This window comes from Vibrio sp. J2-3(2022) (genome assembly GCF_021725735.1).
Lineage (GTDB): Bacteria > Pseudomonadota > Gammaproteobacteria > Enterobacterales > Vibrionaceae > Vibrio > Vibrio diabolicus.
On sequence record NZ_JAKKCK010000002.1, the window covers coordinates 352464 to 369088 of the forward strand.

At 44.1% G+C, this 16625-nt stretch carries 13 protein-coding genes; 6 read left to right on the top strand and 7 right to left on the bottom strand.

Going from position 1 to position 16625, the window contains the following annotated elements:
* Window positions 1-145 precede the first annotated feature (145 nt).
* Window positions 146-1711: an arylsulfatase gene (locus L3V27_RS09670; RefSeq protein ID WP_237311728.1), complete on the top strand. Its 1566-nt coding sequence runs from the start codon at window positions 146-148 to the stop codon at window positions 1709-1711.
* A 181-nt stretch (window positions 1712-1892) separates the two neighbouring features.
* Here L3V27_RS09670 and L3V27_RS09675 read toward each other — a convergent pair whose 3' ends face one another.
* The 7 genes from L3V27_RS09675 to L3V27_RS09705 form a co-directional block, all read right to left on the bottom strand.
* Complete coding sequence (locus L3V27_RS09675) at window positions 1893-3314, bottom strand: aspartate kinase (RefSeq protein ID WP_005393366.1); 1422 nt, start codon at window positions 3312-3314, stop codon at window positions 1893-1895.
* Window positions 3315-3398: 84 nt separating this feature from the next.
* Window positions 3399-3785 carry an ectoine synthase gene (locus L3V27_RS09680; protein WP_237311730.1) on the bottom strand — a complete coding sequence of 129 codons (387 nt, stop codon included), beginning with the start codon at window positions 3783-3785 and terminating at the stop codon, window positions 3399-3401.
* A 15-nt stretch (window positions 3786-3800) separates the two neighbouring features.
* The gene (ectB, locus tag L3V27_RS09685) at window positions 3801-5066 is read right to left on the bottom strand and encodes a diaminobutyrate--2-oxoglutarate transaminase (RefSeq protein WP_237311732.1); all 1266 of its coding nucleotides are present in this window, start codon (window positions 5064-5066) and stop codon (window positions 3801-3803) included.
* 34 nt (window positions 5067-5100) lie between these two features.
* The gene (ectA, locus tag L3V27_RS09690; RefSeq protein ID WP_005393379.1) at window positions 5101-5634 is read right to left on the bottom strand and encodes a diaminobutyrate acetyltransferase; all 534 of its coding nucleotides are present in this window, start codon (window positions 5632-5634) and stop codon (window positions 5101-5103) included.
* 314 nt (window positions 5635-5948) lie between these two features.
* Window positions 5949-7610 (bottom strand): BCCT family transporter, encoded by a 1662-nt coding sequence (locus tag L3V27_RS09695; RefSeq protein WP_005393381.1) that lies wholly within the window; start codon window positions 7608-7610, stop codon window positions 5949-5951.
* A 191-nt stretch (window positions 7611-7801) separates the two neighbouring features.
* Entirely contained in the window at window positions 7802-8548 is a 747-nt protein-coding gene (locus L3V27_RS09700) for a 3'-5' exonuclease (RefSeq protein ID WP_101911959.1), read from the bottom strand.
* On the bottom strand, window positions 8548-10428 hold the full coding sequence (locus tag L3V27_RS09705) for a DUF294 nucleotidyltransferase-like domain-containing protein (protein ID WP_006741594.1): 1881 nt from the start codon (window positions 10426-10428) through the stop codon (window positions 8548-8550). The genes L3V27_RS09700 and L3V27_RS09705 overlap by 1 nt, the downstream gene beginning before the upstream one ends.
* Before the next feature lie 438 nt (window positions 10429-10866).
* Here L3V27_RS09705 and proV point away from each other — a divergent pair, with 438 nt between their 5' ends.
* From proV to L3V27_RS09730, 5 genes are all read left to right on the top strand, one after another.
* Complete coding sequence (proV, locus tag L3V27_RS09710) at window positions 10867-12054, top strand: glycine betaine/L-proline ABC transporter ATP-binding protein ProV (RefSeq protein WP_005393388.1); 1188 nt, start codon at window positions 10867-10869, stop codon at window positions 12052-12054.
* A gap of 4 nt (window positions 12055-12058) precedes the next feature.
* Window positions 12059-13150: a glycine betaine/L-proline ABC transporter permease ProW gene (gene proW, locus L3V27_RS09715; protein ID WP_046874899.1), complete on the top strand. Its 1092-nt coding sequence runs from the start codon at window positions 12059-12061 to the stop codon at window positions 13148-13150.
* The gene (gene proX / locus L3V27_RS09720; protein WP_005393392.1) at window positions 13143-14150 is read left to right on the top strand and encodes a glycine betaine/L-proline ABC transporter substrate-binding protein ProX; all 1008 of its coding nucleotides are present in this window, start codon (window positions 13143-13145) and stop codon (window positions 14148-14150) included. Before proW ends, proX begins: the two co-directional genes overlap by 8 nt.
* 216 nt (window positions 14151-14366) lie before the next feature.
* On the top strand, window positions 14367-14978 hold the full coding sequence (locus tag L3V27_RS09725; RefSeq protein WP_006741595.1) for a thermostable hemolysin: 612 nt from the start codon (window positions 14367-14369) through the stop codon (window positions 14976-14978).
* An 80-nt stretch (window positions 14979-15058) separates the two neighbouring features.
* Window positions 15059-16618 (top strand): AMP-binding protein, encoded by a 1560-nt coding sequence (locus L3V27_RS09730; RefSeq protein ID WP_237311734.1) that lies wholly within the window; start codon window positions 15059-15061, stop codon window positions 16616-16618.
* Window positions 16619-16625 lie beyond the last annotated feature (7 nt).

A 16625-nucleotide genomic window follows, 5' to 3' on the forward strand; every position in this document is an offset into this window, starting at 1 on the left:
TAGAAACAAATAGTTAAATACCCTCGATAACTTATGGTTATAAAGAGTATAAGAGGATTTTTCTATACACATCATTAACTTATGCAGCACTTAAGCACAAGGTTTACTTGTGATTCTCGTTACTCTCAACCTCCTGGAGTTTTTTATGGCAAACCAATTGAGAAAAATCGCAGTAGGCGTCGGACTGTTAGCAACGTCCAGCGCAGCGATGGCGGCAGACAAACCCAACATACTCGCAATTTTCGGTGACGATGTCGGTTACTGGAACATCAGCGCATATAACCAAGGTATGATGCGTTACAAAACCCCTAACATCGATCGTATCGCGAACGAAGGTGCTTTGTTTACAGACCATTACGGCCAACAGTCTTGTACTGCGGGTCGAGCAGCATTCATTACTGGCGAAGAACCATTTCGCACTGGCTTGCTGACGATTGGTATGCCGGGTTCCGACCATGGGATTCCAGATTGGGCACCAACTATTGCTGACTTACTAAAAGACCAAGGTTATATGACAGCTCAGTTCGGTAAAAACCACTTGGGCGATCAAGATAAGCACCTACCTACCAATCATGGTTTTGATGAATTCTTTGGTAACTTGTACCACCTTAATGCAGAAGAAGAGCCCGAAACCTACTATTACCCTAAAGACCCAGAGTTCCGTAAAAACTATGGTCCTCGTGGTGTAATTAAATCTTATGCCGACGGTAAGATTGAAGATACTGGCCCAATGACGCGTAAACGCATGGAACACGCGGACGAAGAGTTCCTCGAAAGCACTTTATCGTTTATGGAGAAAGCTGTTAAAGCAGATAAGCCTTTCTTCATCTGGCATAACTCTACGCGCATGCACGTGTGGACCCGATTACAAGAAAAGTACCGAGGTAAATCCGGTGTTAGCATTTACGCTGATGGCATGTTAGAGCATGACGATCAAGTCGGCGTATTGCTCGACAAACTCGATGAGTTAGGCGTTGCTGACAACACCATCGTTATTTATACAACAGATAACGGCGCAGAGACCATGACTTGGCCTGATGGGGGCGCAACCCCATTCCACGGTGAGAAAGGCACGACTTGGGAAGGCGGTATGCGTGTGCCTCAACTTGTGCGTTGGCCAGGTGTCATTAAGCCAGGAACGAAAATCAACGAAATGATGGCTCATCAAGACTGGTTGCCAACATTGTTGGCGGCAGTTGGCGTTCCTGACGTGAAAGAAAAGCTTGCTGAAGGTTACAAAGCAAATGGTAAAGACTGGCGTGTCCATATAGACGGCTACAACTTCATGCCATACTTCGAGGGAAAAGAAGAGAAAGGACCACGTGAGTCTCTGCTCTACTTCACCTCAAATGGTGAACTAAACGCAGTACGCTGGAATGACTGGAAACTTCACTTTGCAACTCTAGAAGGAAACCTAAGCGACGCCGTGCGATCTGTACCAAACTGGCCTAAGATCATTCACTTACGTGCTGACCCATTTGAAAAAGGTCCTAGCGAGTCACAAATGTACCTACGTTGGATGGCAGACAACATGTGGTTGTTTGTACCAATTCAAGACGTTGTTGGCGACTTCTTTAAAACGTTACCTGAATACCCAATGCAACGCGGTACAACTATGAACCCTGCTTCTTTAAATTACGACTCTTTGCAGATGCAAGAAAAGATGCAGCAGTTAGAAATGCTTAAACAGGAAGTGAATAAAGTTAAGTAATCTAATTAATCACTCTAGATTGCGTTACTGAGCCAGCAGAGTTCTGCTGGCTTATCTGTATCTCTACGGACACACTTAGCTCAGTAGTTTACTCCATGCAAAACGGGCCCATATTGAGAACACAGAAAAACAAAAAAAAGAGAGCAAACCTGCTCTCCTTTGTATTTTAACCGTGAATAAACTAAGCTACGTTAACCGATTTAGTTAAACTATTGCTCTGAAAGAATTCATCATGCAACGCACAAATTGCACGCTGATATTCTTTATCACCCACTACGAACTGAACGTTTACATTTCTCATTGATGAGTGAAGTGCAACTGGCGTTACGCCATTGTTCATCAAAGAAAGTACACCTTTCGCTAGTGTCTTGTTAGTGTCAATTTGAGAACCGATGGCTGAAATCAGCGCGACCATACGGCCTTTAATCGACGCATTCGGATAGCGTTTTTCAGCTTTATACAATACTTTGTTCAAGCTATCAGTACTGCCACCTAGATAGTAAGTAATAGAGTTCGCGTTCATCTCTTTACCAACTAAACTTACGCGAGCATCAGAGATAATTTCCATTAATTCGTAGCTAACGTTATCAGCTTTTCCCACCATCGCTTGGTCAAACAAATGCAGTGCGAACACCTTTTCTTTACCTGCGATAATTTCGACTTTGTCTTCTTCTGGGCGGTAGCTTGAAGAGATCAAAGTGCCTTCGTGTTCAGGTTCAAATGTATTTTTAATCTGTAGCTCAATACCACTCTCACGTAAACCTGCGGCTGCATTTGGGTGAATCGCTTCCATCCCAAGGTTAGCAAGTTGGTCTGCTACATCATAGTTTGTACTACCAATTGGCAAAACTTTTTCAGGACCAACAACACGCGGGTCTGCAGAGCTCAAGTGATATTCTTTGTGAATTACCGCTAAATCCGCTTTTGTTATCGCTGCAATTCGGCTAAATGTCATTTCACTATAACCTCGGTCATAAGTGTGCATTAGGCCTTCCTTACAGTAAGCATAACCTGTAACGATTGGCAGTTCTTTCGACACATCGATATCAGCAAACGCATCACTGATCGATTCATCAAGGCTTCTTGGCGCTTGATTGTCCCAACCGGACAGGTCAACGAACTTAGCGTTAATACCCATATTTTTTAGTTTCAGTGCCGTGTTGTAAGCACTGTGCGCCTCACCGATAGACGACAGAAACTCTCGAATTTGAGGCAAATACTGACGTAGCGAAAACTGACCGTACTGACACGTTTCTAAAATGTTCGCAATACAGTTTTTTGCTTCAGCAATACGTGAGCGAATAAATTTATCTGCGCGGATACGATTCATTGGGTCCGCGAAAATATTTTCATTTGTGAGCAGCATACGGCTTTCTACATATGCTAGCGCTTCTTCCCATTTGTCATCACGTTTCGCGATAAGCTGATAAACACCTGGCTTACTGGTTTTTTTACATTCGAGTAGCGCGTCGGTCATACCGCCATATGCAGAGACAACAAAGATACGATTGTATGGCGATTTAGGACGAAGAATAATGTTGTCGAGAACAGCATCAAATGCTGTCATTGATGTACCGCCGATTTTTTCTACGGTAAATGTCATGATAAGCCTTTTTTGATTGGTAACTTTAAAAGAAAAAAGAAGAGATAGTTGATCGTGGGGTGACAAGCACCCCACCTCTATCTTTTAGTCAACGAGAGGATAAACACCGTTTTCATCGTGCACTTCAGCGCCGGTAATTGGTGGGTTGAATACACACGCCATTACCATTTCTTTATTCTTATAAGCTCTCAAGTAGTGCTCATCGTGTTTATCAAGGATGTATAACGTACCCGGTTTAATTGGGTAAGTTTCTCCACCAACGACTTCAATTTCACCTTCACCGCTCATACAAAAAACCGATTCTAGGTGATTTTGATAGTGAATGTGTGTTTCAGTACCTTCATAAATCGTAGTAATGTGGAAAGAAAAACCCATGTTGTCATCTTTCAACAACATACGGACACTTTCCCAGTTATCTGAAACCACACGTCGCTCACTGTTGCGACACTCACCGAGTGTTCTGACGATCATAATTAATAATCCTTATTAAGATGCTTGTTTGAAATGTTTCGCAGCGATGGTTTCCACTGCACTTTCAAAGATGCTTAGTCCTTGGTCTAATTCTGACTCGCTAATCGTAAGTGGGCAGAAGAACTTAACGACTTCGTCGTCAGGGCCAGCTGTCTCAATTACCATTCCGTTTTTGAAACAGTTTTTCGCGATTTCAGATGCCATATCACCGTTGATACACTCAATACCAACCATCATGCCGCGACCTTTTTTCTGTACAAACATTTGCGGGAAGCGACGAACGCAGCGATCAATAACGGCACTTACTTTGTCTGAACACTGCTTGATGTGTGTTTCAAAGTCATCATTTGCCCAATAAATTTCTAAAGCTTTCGCCGCGGTAATAAATGCATGGTTGTTACCACGGAACGTGCCGTTATGCTCACCTGGCTTCCACTGGTCTAATTCTGGTTTAAGTAGAACGACGGCCATTGGCAAACCGTAACCACCGATCGATTTCGATAGCGTCACGATATCTGGTTGAATACCTGACGGCTCAAAGCTAAAGAAAGTACCTGTACGTCCGCAGCCAGCTTGAATGTCATCGACAATCATAAGAATGTCGTTGGCTTTACAGATTTTGCTCAAACGTTGTAACCACTCGTTTGAAGCAGCATTTAAACCACCCTCGCCCTGCACAGTTTCAAGAAGTACAGCGGCTGGTTTATCCATACCTGCAGAGTTGTCGTTTAGCATGGTTTCGAACAATGCTAGACCATCAACGCCAGCGTAACCTTCAAATGGAATACGAGTGACGTTACTTAAGCTAGAACCGTTACCTTGTCTGTGATGCTGGTTACCCGTTGCAGCCAGTGCGCCAGCTGTACAACCGTGGAAACCGTTGGTAAATGCAACAACGCTGTCGCGACCTTTTACTTTTTTCGCTAACTTAAGTGCTGCCTCAACGGCGTTAGTACCAGTTGGGCCAGTAAACTGGACTTTGTAGTCCAAGTTTCTTGGTTTAAGGATGTAAGTATCCAACGCTTCAAGAAACGATGCTTTCGCTTCTGAGTGCATATCCAAACCGTGAGTAATACCGTCCATCTCAATGTACTCAAGCAGTGCTTGCTTAAGTACTGGGTTGTTATGGCCGTAATTTAGAGATCCCGCTCCAGCAAGGAAGTCTAAGTATCGTTCACCTTGTTCTGTTTCCAGCCAGCAGCCTTTCGCTTTACGAAAAACGACTGGGAAATTGTTTGAATATGAGCGTACGTTGGATTCCTGCTTTTTGAAAATATCCATGATGAGACCGTTTTTAATTCCTATTGTTTGAGGATTATTTGAGAGGAATGCGATACAAATATTCTGTATCGTGTTTGCCTTTAAAGTGGGCTTCTTCATCCAAAAATGTGCTTACTTGGCCAGAGTTGCCGTTCATCGCATCTAACTTTTTGAACAATGCCCAAGAGGCTTTATTATCTTCCGTGATGGTAGTTTCTACCGATTTAACACCGCCCAATTCCTCTCGGGTGAGAAGTTCTTTCAACATGCGGAATGCTAAACCGTGACCTCTAAAGCGAGGTGAGACTGCAACTTGCCAGACAAATAAAACGTCTTGCTCGTCTGGTTTCTGATAACCGGAAATGAAACCTGCGATTTCGCCTTTTTGCTCAACCAAAATACTGGTTTTGCTGAAATGCGTAGACTGTAGGAAATTGCAATAAGATGAGTTCATGTCCAATGGAGGACAATCTGCAATTAAGCTGTAAATGTCGTCACCATCAGAGATTTTAGGCTCACGAAAAATCCATTTTTTACTTGAGTCTTCTCCAATCTCTGGATAAAGAACCCAAGGTGCTGATGTGATCATGTGGAAATACATATCCTTTGAGGTCTAATTAAATTTCCTTTTTATTATGGGCATTCCTCGCGACTAAAAATCAAATAATCCGCCTTTTTATCGACATTTTTGTGATACACATCACACAGACAAACCATTTAACCAAATCTTAAAATAGTTCGAGGTCTAATTTATTAAAAAATCACTTAAAGAATAAGTATAAAAAACGAACAGAAAAAACAGTCCTCCATGGTCTTCATTTCTCAGCAAAAAATTCAAAAATCAAAAAAAAGCGGCATGCTTTCGCATGCCGCTTTATTCAAATATTTAACTGCTGATGTTGGTTATTTCGATTTCTTCTTAGAAACCGCTTTTGGACGAGGTTCATCCATCAAGCCTTTTACTAGAGAAACCGTTGCAACAAGCAGAACAATCGTAAATGGTAGGCCTGTGGTCACGGCCATTGCTTGAGCTGCCGCTAGGCCACCACCAAGCATCAATGCAATCGCAACTAAGCCTTCAAACGTACACCAGAACACGCGTTGAGGCGTTGGCGCATCGACCTTACCGCCCGCAGCAATAGTATCAATAACCAGTGAACCAGAGTCTGAAGAGGTAATGAAGAATACCACCACCAAAATAATACCGACGAAAGATGTAATTTCAGCTAGCGGCATCACATCTAACATGGCAAATAGTTTTAACGGTAATTCCGCGTTGAACACGGCTTCATAACCATCGCTCACGTATTGGCTTATAGCGTTACCACCAAAAGCGGTCATCCATAACACACAAACAGAAGAAGGGATAAGGATAACGCAAATAATGAACTCACGAACTGAACGACCACGAGATACACGCGCAATGAACATACCGACAAATGGTGACCAAGAAATCCACCAAGCCCAGTAGAATGCTGTCCAACCTTGAGAATAGTTTACGTCTTCTCGTCCAAATGGCATTGATAGGGCAGGAATATTAGCCACATATGACACTATATTTTCGAAGAAGCCCGTTAAAATCGCGATCGTCGGGCCGACAACAATAACGAAAAGCAGTAAAAGCGCAGCGAGACCCATGTTGATCTCAGATAAGATTTTCACGCCTTTGTCTAGTCCCGCAACAACTGAGATTAAAGCGAGTGCGGTGATGCCAATAATCAATAGTACCTGCGTAGTATTCGTCATTGGGACATCAAATAGGAAGTTCAAACCCGTTGCGGCTTGAGACGCACCGTAACCTAGAGACGTTGCCAGGCCAAAAACTGTCGCGACAACGGCAAGAATGTCGATAATGTGACCAGTCCAACCCCATACACGCTCACCAAACAGTGGGTAAAAAATGGATCGCATGGTAAGTGGTAAGCCTTTGTTAAACGAGAAAATCGCCAAACCAAGAGCCAATAGCGCATAGATTGACCACGGATGAAGCGCCCAGTGGTAAATCGTCGCCGCCATGCCTAGTGCAGATGCAGCACTTGCATCGCCTTCTGCACCACCTAGAGGGGCCCAGTCAGTACGAACACCGTTCTCAACGTTCACGCCACCAATAGCAGAACTAAAATGAGACATAGGTTCTGATACACCAAAGAACACCAGACCGATACCCATACCTGCTGCAAAGAGCATTGCCAGCCAACCCGCATAGGAATAATCTGGCGTCGCTTCTGTACCGCCGATTCGTACGCGACCTAGCGGTGTAAAAATCAACCCAACACAGACAATGACAAAAATATTACCAGATGCGAGAAAGAACCAATCCAAATGGTGTAACAAACCCGCTCTTAGATCTGCGAAAAACGGCTCTACCTGTTCTCGAAATAATAGTGTTACTACAACAAATAGGATGATTGCTAAACCAGAAATTGCAAAAACACGGTTATGAATATCAAGGCCAAACGGGCCTACTTTTAACGCGACGTTATCCTGACCAATTTGATAGTCAGTGTCTATCGCGTTTACCTTTCCATCGGGGCGTTGAATGCCACCGTTATTATCGGTGCTCACGGATAATCTCCTTAAAAATACGTGACCAAATTTAAATTACTTTCGTCGGAGTTTGAGTGATGAAGCCTCCCATCACTACCAAGCACATGTTCAAAAAACATAGTTCTTATAAGCGGTTACTCAGTCCGCCATCATAATCGCAAAGCCCCCTACCTTTCATTGCATTTTATTGTCTTCATCATAAACAACGCTTATTGCCAAATCGAAGAGATTGGCATGCTTCGATTAAAATGATATTGCAACTGTGCTTGAAACAGTTCAGCAGTTGCCAGTGCATCGGTCAAAGCATGATGAGGTTGATAAGCAGGAAGGCGATACCTTTCACGAGCATGCCCCAGCCTGACAGAGCCTGGCTTCTTACCTTTTAACTTATTGAATAGGCCACTGCATTCACGGCGCTGTATCGCGTGTTCAATGTCTAGCGTATCGACAACGGGAAACTGTATCCCCTCCCCAATGCTATTTAGCAACGCGTTATTAAAAAACTGCCTTTCGATATTTTTATAATGAACAAGCACAACTTTGCCTGACAGCGCATCCAATATTTCCCCTAAAATGTGGGTTAGTTGGGGCGCGTTTTTGACTTCAGAATCAGTGATGCCATGAATCACAACTGACTCTTCGTTTAACTCACGATTAGGGTTAACAACCCAATGCGCAGAGCCACTACATTGAACACGATCAATGGTAAACGGCACAAGTCCAATCGTGAGAATTGCATCCTCTTCCGCATTCAAACCTGTCGTTTCAAAATCTACCGAGACAAATGGCACTTCCTCAATTGGTGTTTCCCCATTAACCATCGGTGTCGAGTAATAACGTTTGAGCCTCTCGTCTCTTGCTTCTTTCGCGAGCTGTTTGAATAACGTTGACCACTCTGGCGTCCGAGACGTATCCAACAACGGCTGATCTTTTGCTGCCTTTTTTGAGAACCACATTATTTGCTACTTCTCTGGTATCGGAACTTGATGAAGTTCTGTGCATTACTAAGGATTTGGAAAGCAGCTTTTAAGTTTCGGCGCTCAAACTCTGACATGTTCTCTGGCTCAATGTTGTTATCTGGTTCATCTCCATTTTCGATATCGAGTGCTTGATGACGAATTCGAACCATGTAGATCAATTCCATTGCATCCCTCAAGTCCATTCCTCGACCTTTAGGTAAAATGCCCGCATCATTGATATCGTCTAAACGGTCAAACGAGTTTTGCGAACGGGAACCAATTGCCAATGAATGTACTCGAATCAAATCTGCCAATGGCGCAGTTCCTCTTCTTTTCAAGTTAATAGAATTGCGGTGACGACCATCTTTCTCCATAACAAAATCTTTGAAGAAGCCCAATGGCGGTGTACGACGTATCGCGTTGTAAGCCATACATGCAAGGAAGCGGTTGTTTCTTTTCGCGCGCCTAACAATAAAGCTGCTTAATTGTTCCGCCCACTTCACTCGCCCATGAACACCTAACAAATCAAAAAAGATATTACTGTTTAACAACCTTTCAGGAGTTGGGTTATCTATCCAGTTGCCAAAGCACTCCTCCCACTCCGCTCGGGTTTTTCGCCACTCTGGATTGGTTGCCATAATGTCGCCAGTACAGTAAGCATAGCCGCATGCTGCTAAACCATCACAAACAAATTTGGCAAACTTTTCAAAGTACTCCCCGTGCATCTCAACATCATAACTGTTATCGAGAATAAGGGCGTTGTCTTGGTCCGTTACAATTAACTGCTCATCCCTGGCCATCGATCCCATAGCGACCAAACAATACGGAATTGGCGCAGGGCCAAGCTCTTGCTCTGCTAATTCAGCCAAACGCTGTTTAAAGCTACTACCAATGACCGACATGGCTCGACCAATCATATGAGCGTTGGCATCTTCATTCACCATTCGTACAAAGCAGTCTTTCACTTGTTCAGAAACTTGCTTGAGATCTTCAACGCTGGTTTGTTGGAAGATAGAGCTAACGAGTAACAAACTGTTTTGAGATTCATAACGGACAATATCCGTCATGCCAATAATTCCTATCGGCTTTTTATCTTTTAAAATTGGGAGATGGTGCACGTTGTAGCGCAACATGGTTAACATGGCTTCAAAGACATAAGCGTTGTAATCCAGAGACACCACGTCATAACTCATGACCTCACTCACTGGAATATTGGTATCAATGCCCTGAGCCAATACGCGAATACATAGATCGCGATCAGTCAATATTCCAAGTAGTTGTTCATCGTCTTCTTCTGTGAGTTCTTCTGCTGGGCGAACAATAAGCAAAGAGGTAACATTTTCCTCCGCCATCAGTATCGCGGCTTCTTGAATCGATGCCGTCGCCTCCAACGTTACCGGATCTCTCGCTAAGATCTTACGTGCTTTGGCAGTGGTAAAGTCATTACTTTCTGAGCGGCTGGATATTGCGCTTCGCAAGCGCGCGCTGTCTTCCAGTTCCATGTAGTCAGCAAAGTTTTCAAACTCGTCACAAAGCTCGTTGAAAATATCCTCCGGAATACAGTAAACCAAGGTGTCTTCTATCGCTTTGGCAGGCATACGCACACGGTTGTTCATTAACAACCCCATCTGTCCAAACAGTCCACCAGCGTCAATCCTGTTATAGAGTTCGCCTTTACGTCGGTAGATCTCCACAGCGCCGCTTCTCACCATATATAAGTCGCGGATCGTGTCTCCAAAATTGAGTATCTCTGTGCCTTGCCGAAAGTATGCAACCTCGGCATTTAGAGCGATCTTTTTTAACTGCTCTTCGGGTAGATCATCGAAAGGTGGGTACTGGCTAATGAAGTTGAGCACTTCTAACTGTTCGGCTTCCATCTTTTATTCCATACGTTGCCTAAACTACAGCGATAAATATCACCAAGATTGAAATCAATCAATGAATAAATCTAAGAATAACAACACCTAACCTAGTTCGCAGAATAAAACTCCAACCAAAAATTAGAGCTCTAATGTTTTTAAATATAGACCTCTAATCTATTTCTCCTTATAGCTATGCAGATGGGCTGAGTTGAAATGTACTAAAAACTTCAAAATAAATTCAAACCAATGTCATGGAAAAGTTAAGCGAAGACAAAACCAACCGTAAATATCTATTTTTGTTAATAAAAACACTATTTAACCACACCACCTTCATTGTTTATTGTATGCACATAAAATCCTGTTAACCGAACCCCATTCGTTGAAAGTTGAACTAAAATTAATTAGAGTACAAATCGTTAAACAGTTATAAACACACAAAAAAGGACAGATAACATGGATCCCATACTGGAAGTTAAGGGACTGTATAAAGTGTTTGGAGAAGACCCAGAAAGAGCCTTCTCGCTTATCGAAAAAGGTATCGATAAGGACGGTATTTTTGAACAGACAGGTTTAACAGTCGGCGTAAACGATGTATCTCTAACCATTAACGAAGGTGAAATTTTCGTGATCATGGGGCTTTCTGGTTCGGGAAAATCTACTCTCGTTCGACTCCTAAACCGACTCATTGAGCCAACGAAAGGCAGTGTTTATCTAAAAGGGAAAGATATTGCCCATATCTCTGAAGACGAACTTCGAGAAGTTCGTCGCAACAATATCTCAATGGTGTTTCAAAGTTTCGCACTTATGCCTCACATGACGGTGATCGAAAACGCTGCATTCGGTTTAGAACTTGCTGGCATTGATGTTAATGAACGTCAGAAAAGTGCCCTTTCCGCCTTGGAAAGAGTTGGCTTAGACCCTTATGCAGAATCTTTCCCTGACGAGTTATCCGGTGGTATGAAACAGCGCGTGGGTCTAGCAAGGGCATTGGCTTGTGACCCAGACATTCTATTAATGGACGAGGCGTTTTCCGCTTTAGACCCATTAATCCGTTCTGAGATGCAGGATGAGCTTATTCGTCTACAAAACGATGACAAACGCACAATTGTCTTCATATCTCATGATTTGGACGAAGCAATGCGTATTGGTGATCGTATCGCCATCATGCAAAACGGTGAGGTTGTTCAGGTTGGCACACCTGATGAAATATTGCACAGTCCAGCAAATGATTATGTCGAAGCGTTTTTCCGCGGCGTAAACATCGCAAGTGTCTTGACAGCAAAAGATATCGCTCGCAAGAAGCCAGCCGCCGTCTTTAAGAAATCGGAAAATGATGGCCCAGGCTCTGCGATGCAGATTCTGATGGATCATGACCGTGATTACGGCATTGTCGTGGATAAATCTAGCCGATATTCCGGCATCGTGTCTCTTGACTCACTACGTTTGGCTCACAAAGAAAACCGCTCTCTAGCCAGTGCTCAATTGACGGATGAAGTCACTCTTCAGCCAGAACAGTCAATCAATGACATTTTGGGGCTAGTTGCAGGCGTTCCTTATGCCGTACCTGTCGTTGATGAGCAAGGTACTTACTTTGGTGTCGTGACTAAATCACGTCTTCTACAAACACTAGATAAGGATTAACACGATGTCTTCAGAGCAAACTAACAATGATCCCTGGTCGAATACCGCTCCTGCACAAGATGATCCTTGGTCACAAGGTGCAGGTGCTGACGCTGCCCCAAGTAATGACTGGTTAAGCTCAGAAACTGTAGAGCAAGCGCCATTCGACATTATGAACCCATTCCAAGATGCGGTTCTACCACTTGATAGCTGGGTAGAATCGGGATTGAACTGGTTGGTGGAACATGGTCGCCCTGTTTTCCAAGCAATTCGAGTTCCAATCGACTTTATTCTTACCTCGTTTGAAACTGCTTTGGTGTCCACACCTGCGCCCATCATGGTGCTCATTTTATTTTTGCTGGCGTGGCAGTTTTCCAATGTAAAACTCGGTTTTTCAACGCTTGTATCCCTTGTTTTTATCGGCCTAATTGGTGCTTGGTCACAGGCGATGACAACGCTCGCACTGGTTTTAACCGCCGTCTTCTTCTGTTTGCTTATCGGGCTACCGATGGGGATATGGTTGGCGAGAAGCCAAACCGCAGCCAAATTTGTTAGACCAATACTCGATGCAATGCAAACGACCCCCGCGTTCGTTTATCTAGTGCCAATCGTTATGCTATTCGGTATTGGTAACGTTCCTGGCGTTGTAGTAACCATCATTTTCGCACTGCCTCCCGTTGTGCGCCTGACTATTTTAGGGATTCAGCAAGTACCTGAAGAGCTGATCGAAGCGGGCCACTCTTTCGGGGCAAACAAAAAACAGATGCTTTACCGCATCCAATTGCCATTGGCGTTACCAACGATTATGGCAGGGGTAAACCAAACCTTGATGCTTTCGCTTTCTATGGTAGTGATCGCTTCAATGATTGCGGTTGGCGGCTTGGGCCAAATGGTACTTCGTGGTATCGGCCGACTTGATATGGGTCTTGCTGCTGTCGGTGGCTTAGGCATCGTAATTCTTGCCATTTTATTAGACCGTATTACCCAAGTATTAGGGGTTAATGCGGGTAACACCAAGCTTCGCTGGTATCACACAGGTCCTGTTTCATACCTATTAAAACTGAAAACAAAGACGAACCAAGACGATCTAAAACTTAGGAGAAACATCAATGAATAATTCATGGAAGAAAGCGCTCTCTGTTGGAGCTCTAAGTACTATCGCATTTTCAACTTATGGTGTGGCAAGCGAACTACCGGGTGAAGGTGTGACTGTTCAGCCAGTTCAATCAACCGTTGCAGAGGAAACGTTTCAAACATTGATCGTAAACCGTGCACTTGAAGAGCTTGGTTACGATGTAAAACCGACTAAAGAAGTCGATTACAACGTAGGCTATACCTCTATTGCTAAAGGCGACGCCACTTTCTTAGCTGTAGGTTGGTTCCCTCTTCACGCCGATAAGTACACGATGTCTGGCGGTGATGATAAGTTTTTCCGCAAAGGTCAATATGTAAGTGGTGCTGCTCAAGGTTACTTGATCGATAAAAAAACCGCTGAAAAATATGGCATCACAAATATTGGTCAATTAAAAGATCCAAAACTGGCGAAACTTTTCGATGCCAACGGTGACGGTAAAGCGGACTTAACAGGTTGTAACCCAGGTTGGGGTTGTGAAATGGTCGTTGAGCATCAGTTGGATGCGTTCAAGCTTCGTGACACAGTAACGCACAACCAAGGTAACTACGCTGCGATTATCGCTGACACGATTTCTCGTTACAAAAAAGGCGATCCGATTCTTTACTACACTTGGACACCTTACTGGGTAAGTGGCGTCTTAGTTCCGGGTAAAGATGTTGTTTGGTTAGAAGTGCCATTCTCTTCACTTCCTGGTGAGCGTAAGGACATCGACACAACACTAGAGAACGGTAAGAACTACGGCTTTGAGATGAACTCTATGCGCATCGTTGCGAACAAAGAGTTTACTGAAAAGAACCCAGCAGCAGCGAAGCTGTTTGAAATCATCAAGCTAAACATCAATGATGTTAGTGCGCAGAATATGATGATGAGCCAAGGTAAGAACAGCTCAGCAGACATCGAGTCTCATGTAAATGGCTGGATCAAAGCGAACCAGAAAAAGTTCGACGCATGGGTAGACGAAGCTAAAAAAGCAGCCATGTAATCGGCACAACCATTAAAATACGTGACACCTAACTTTAGAGCCAACCGATCACATCGGTTGGCTCTTATTTTATTCACATTAGTAAAAAGGATTGCAACAATACTGAGCCTTGCTCCTCAGTATTTTCTTAAAGTTTCTACTTAATTTCATTCCTTAAGAATTTCTTAAGTTTCGCGTTTTATTTTGTTGATAACCAATCAAACAAAGGAAGCGCTCATGAAACACCATGCACAAATTTCTGCAGATGGCTTTACTTTAGACATCGTCTATCCAATGCATCCGCTTTGGAGCCAAGTTATCGAGCATGTTTCTCAGCGTTATCAAGAAGCATTCTTTGCCGAGCTGAAACAATTTATGCCGGCGTATTTAACCCTCATTGAAGGCGCTCAAATTATTTCCGTATGCGGCTTTCGCATCGCCGAAGATGAGCCCTTGTTCCTTGAACAGTATTTAGAAGACGACGCTCAAAAGCTGGTTTCTAACGTATTTAACTGCGACGTAAAACGTTCGAACTTAGTGGAGTTTGGTCACTTGGCATCTTTCGCTAAGGGCATGTCATCTCTGCACTTCTACCTGATCGCAGAAATGCTGGTCAATCTCGGTTTTGAATGGTGCATCTTCACCGCGACAGACCCTCTTCACGCAATGATGGCGCGTCTAGGATTGGAGCCTCATATCATCGCGCAGGCCGATCAAAATAAAGTCCCCTATGCCAAGTCCACTTGGGGTTCGTACTACGAACATCAACCGCGTGTGTTAGCTGGTAATTTGCAAAAAGGACTAGAGCGCCTTCGATTAGTCCAAGAAAGAAAACGCAAACAAGCCTAGATAGAAAAGTAAACGTCGTTAAAACCGCAAACACAGCCAGAACAACTTGGTTAAACACCACTCCAGAATATAGGTGACGTATGAATATTCTCCTCGATGCCATTACAAAATGGGCAAAAACGACACCAGATCGAGTAGCACTTGTCGGCTACGAAGCGAATCAAACCGTTGAACTGACTTACTCTGAATTGTTAAACAAGATCGAACTCGTTGCCGCCGAGCTTATTGCACAGAACATCAAAGCACTCGCGCTACGCGCAGAAAACAGCATCAATTGGGCCATTGTTGATTTGGCGGCGATGGCGGCAGACATAGTCGTCGTACCTATTCCGACTTTTTTCTCTGATGCACAGGTTGAACATACGTTAGAGCAATCACGCGTCGATGCTTTAGTCGGCGATTGGCAAGCATGGTTGGCTTCTAACCCTAAGCAAAGCTTTAATCAGCAAGACCATCCGTTTTCCATTACCAATTTGCCTTTGCTGCGTCGTAACCAGTTGGGAGATGAAGGTACACAGGTAGCTTATCTACCAGAAACCGGAAAAATCACATTTACGTCTGGCTCGACTGGTCAGCCTAAAGGCGTGTGTTTAAGCAATGATCATTTGTGTTTGGTGGCGAAGTCGCTCGCCGATGCAGTAAACAGCGCGGCGCACTCGCACTTAGTGCTGCTTCCGTTATCGACGCTTCTCGAAAACATAACCGGTGTTTATGTACCACTCATGTTGGGCGTGACGTCATATATTTTACCCGGAGAGCAAACCGGCTTACTCGGTTCAAGCCAATTCGAACCGGGTTTGTTTGCGCAAGCATTAGCGACCATCAAACCAGAAAGCTTAGTGCTAACACCAGCATTATTGCTTGCGCTCATTCACATCGCGAAACAGCAGCCCTCTCTTGTGGATTCTCTAAAATTTGTCGCTGTTGGCGGCGCAAGAGTGTCGTCGCAACTGATTAACACCGCGCATGCGCTGAACACCCCTACGTTTGAAGGTTATGGCTTATCTGAATGTGGCTCTGTTGTTTGTTTGAATACACCAACCGCATTTAAAGCAGGAACGTGTGGCAAACCGCTTCCGCACACTCAGATTCGTATCGCGGAAGATGGTGAACTGCTCGTCAAAGGCAACGTTGCTCTTGGTTATTTGAATGAGCCGTTTACTCAAGAATGGTTAGCAACTGGCGACTTAGCCCAAATTGACGCGCAAGGTTTTGTCACTCTCTCAGGACGCAAGAAGAACCTTATCGTCACCGCATACGGCAGAAATGTCTCACCGGAATGGATTGAATCAGAAGCGTTGGCGTTTTTGCCGATGACGCCACTGATCGTTACAGGCGATAGCCAACAAACATTATGCGCTGTCATTGCCAATAGCGAAGACGTCGAAGCAAAGGTTCATGCATTAAACCGAACCCTACCCGATTACGCTCAGATCCGAACCTTATTGCTGCTGGACAACCCACCAGCCATCTCTGGTTGGTACACGGATAACGGCAAGCTCAAACGAAATCAAATCGAACATGATGTGGCTCAGTTATTAGCGAGCACAACGCCTGAATTAACGCTGCAAGCGCAAAAGATCCAACGCATCGATTTGCCCTTCCAGCAACACATTACGTCTTTCCAAACTGCATCTTAGTTAACGG

What these genes read in the sequence shown, in the direction of transcription:
- L3V27_RS09670 (WP_237311728.1), top strand. Translation starts at nt 146, where the DNA reads ATGGCAAACCAATTGAGAAAAATCGCAGTAGGCGTCGGACTGTTAGCA.
- L3V27_RS09675 (WP_005393366.1), bottom strand. Translation starts at nt 3,314, where the DNA reads ATGACATTTACCGTAGAAAAAATCGGCGGTACATCAATGACAGCATTT.
- L3V27_RS09680 (WP_237311730.1), bottom strand. Translation starts at nt 3,785, where the DNA reads ATGATCGTCAGAACACTCGGTGAGTGTCGCAACAGTGAGCGACGTGTG.
- ectB (WP_237311732.1), bottom strand. Translation starts at nt 5,066, where the DNA reads ATGGATATTTTCAAAAAGCAGGAATCCAACGTACGCTCATATTCAAAC.
- ectA (WP_005393379.1), bottom strand. Translation starts at nt 5,634, where the DNA reads ATGATCACATCAGCACCTTGGGTTCTTTATCCAGAGATTGGAGAAGAC.
- L3V27_RS09700 (WP_101911959.1), bottom strand. Translation starts at nt 8,548, where the DNA reads ATGTGGTTCTCAAAAAAGGCAGCAAAAGATCAGCCGTTGTTGGATACG.
- L3V27_RS09705 (WP_006741594.1), bottom strand. Translation starts at nt 10,428, where the DNA reads ATGGAAGCCGAACAGTTAGAAGTGCTCAACTTCATTAGCCAGTACCCA.
- proV (WP_005393388.1), top strand. Translation starts at nt 10,867, where the DNA reads ATGGATCCCATACTGGAAGTTAAGGGACTGTATAAAGTGTTTGGAGAA.
- proW (WP_046874899.1), top strand. Translation starts at nt 12,059, where the DNA reads ATGTCTTCAGAGCAAACTAACAATGATCCCTGGTCGAATACCGCTCCT.
- proX (WP_005393392.1), top strand. Translation starts at nt 13,143, where the DNA reads ATGAATAATTCATGGAAGAAAGCGCTCTCTGTTGGAGCTCTAAGTACT.
- L3V27_RS09725 (WP_006741595.1), top strand. Translation starts at nt 14,367, where the DNA reads ATGAAACACCATGCACAAATTTCTGCAGATGGCTTTACTTTAGACATC.
- L3V27_RS09730 (WP_237311734.1), top strand. Translation starts at nt 15,059, where the DNA reads ATGAATATTCTCCTCGATGCCATTACAAAATGGGCAAAAACGACACCA.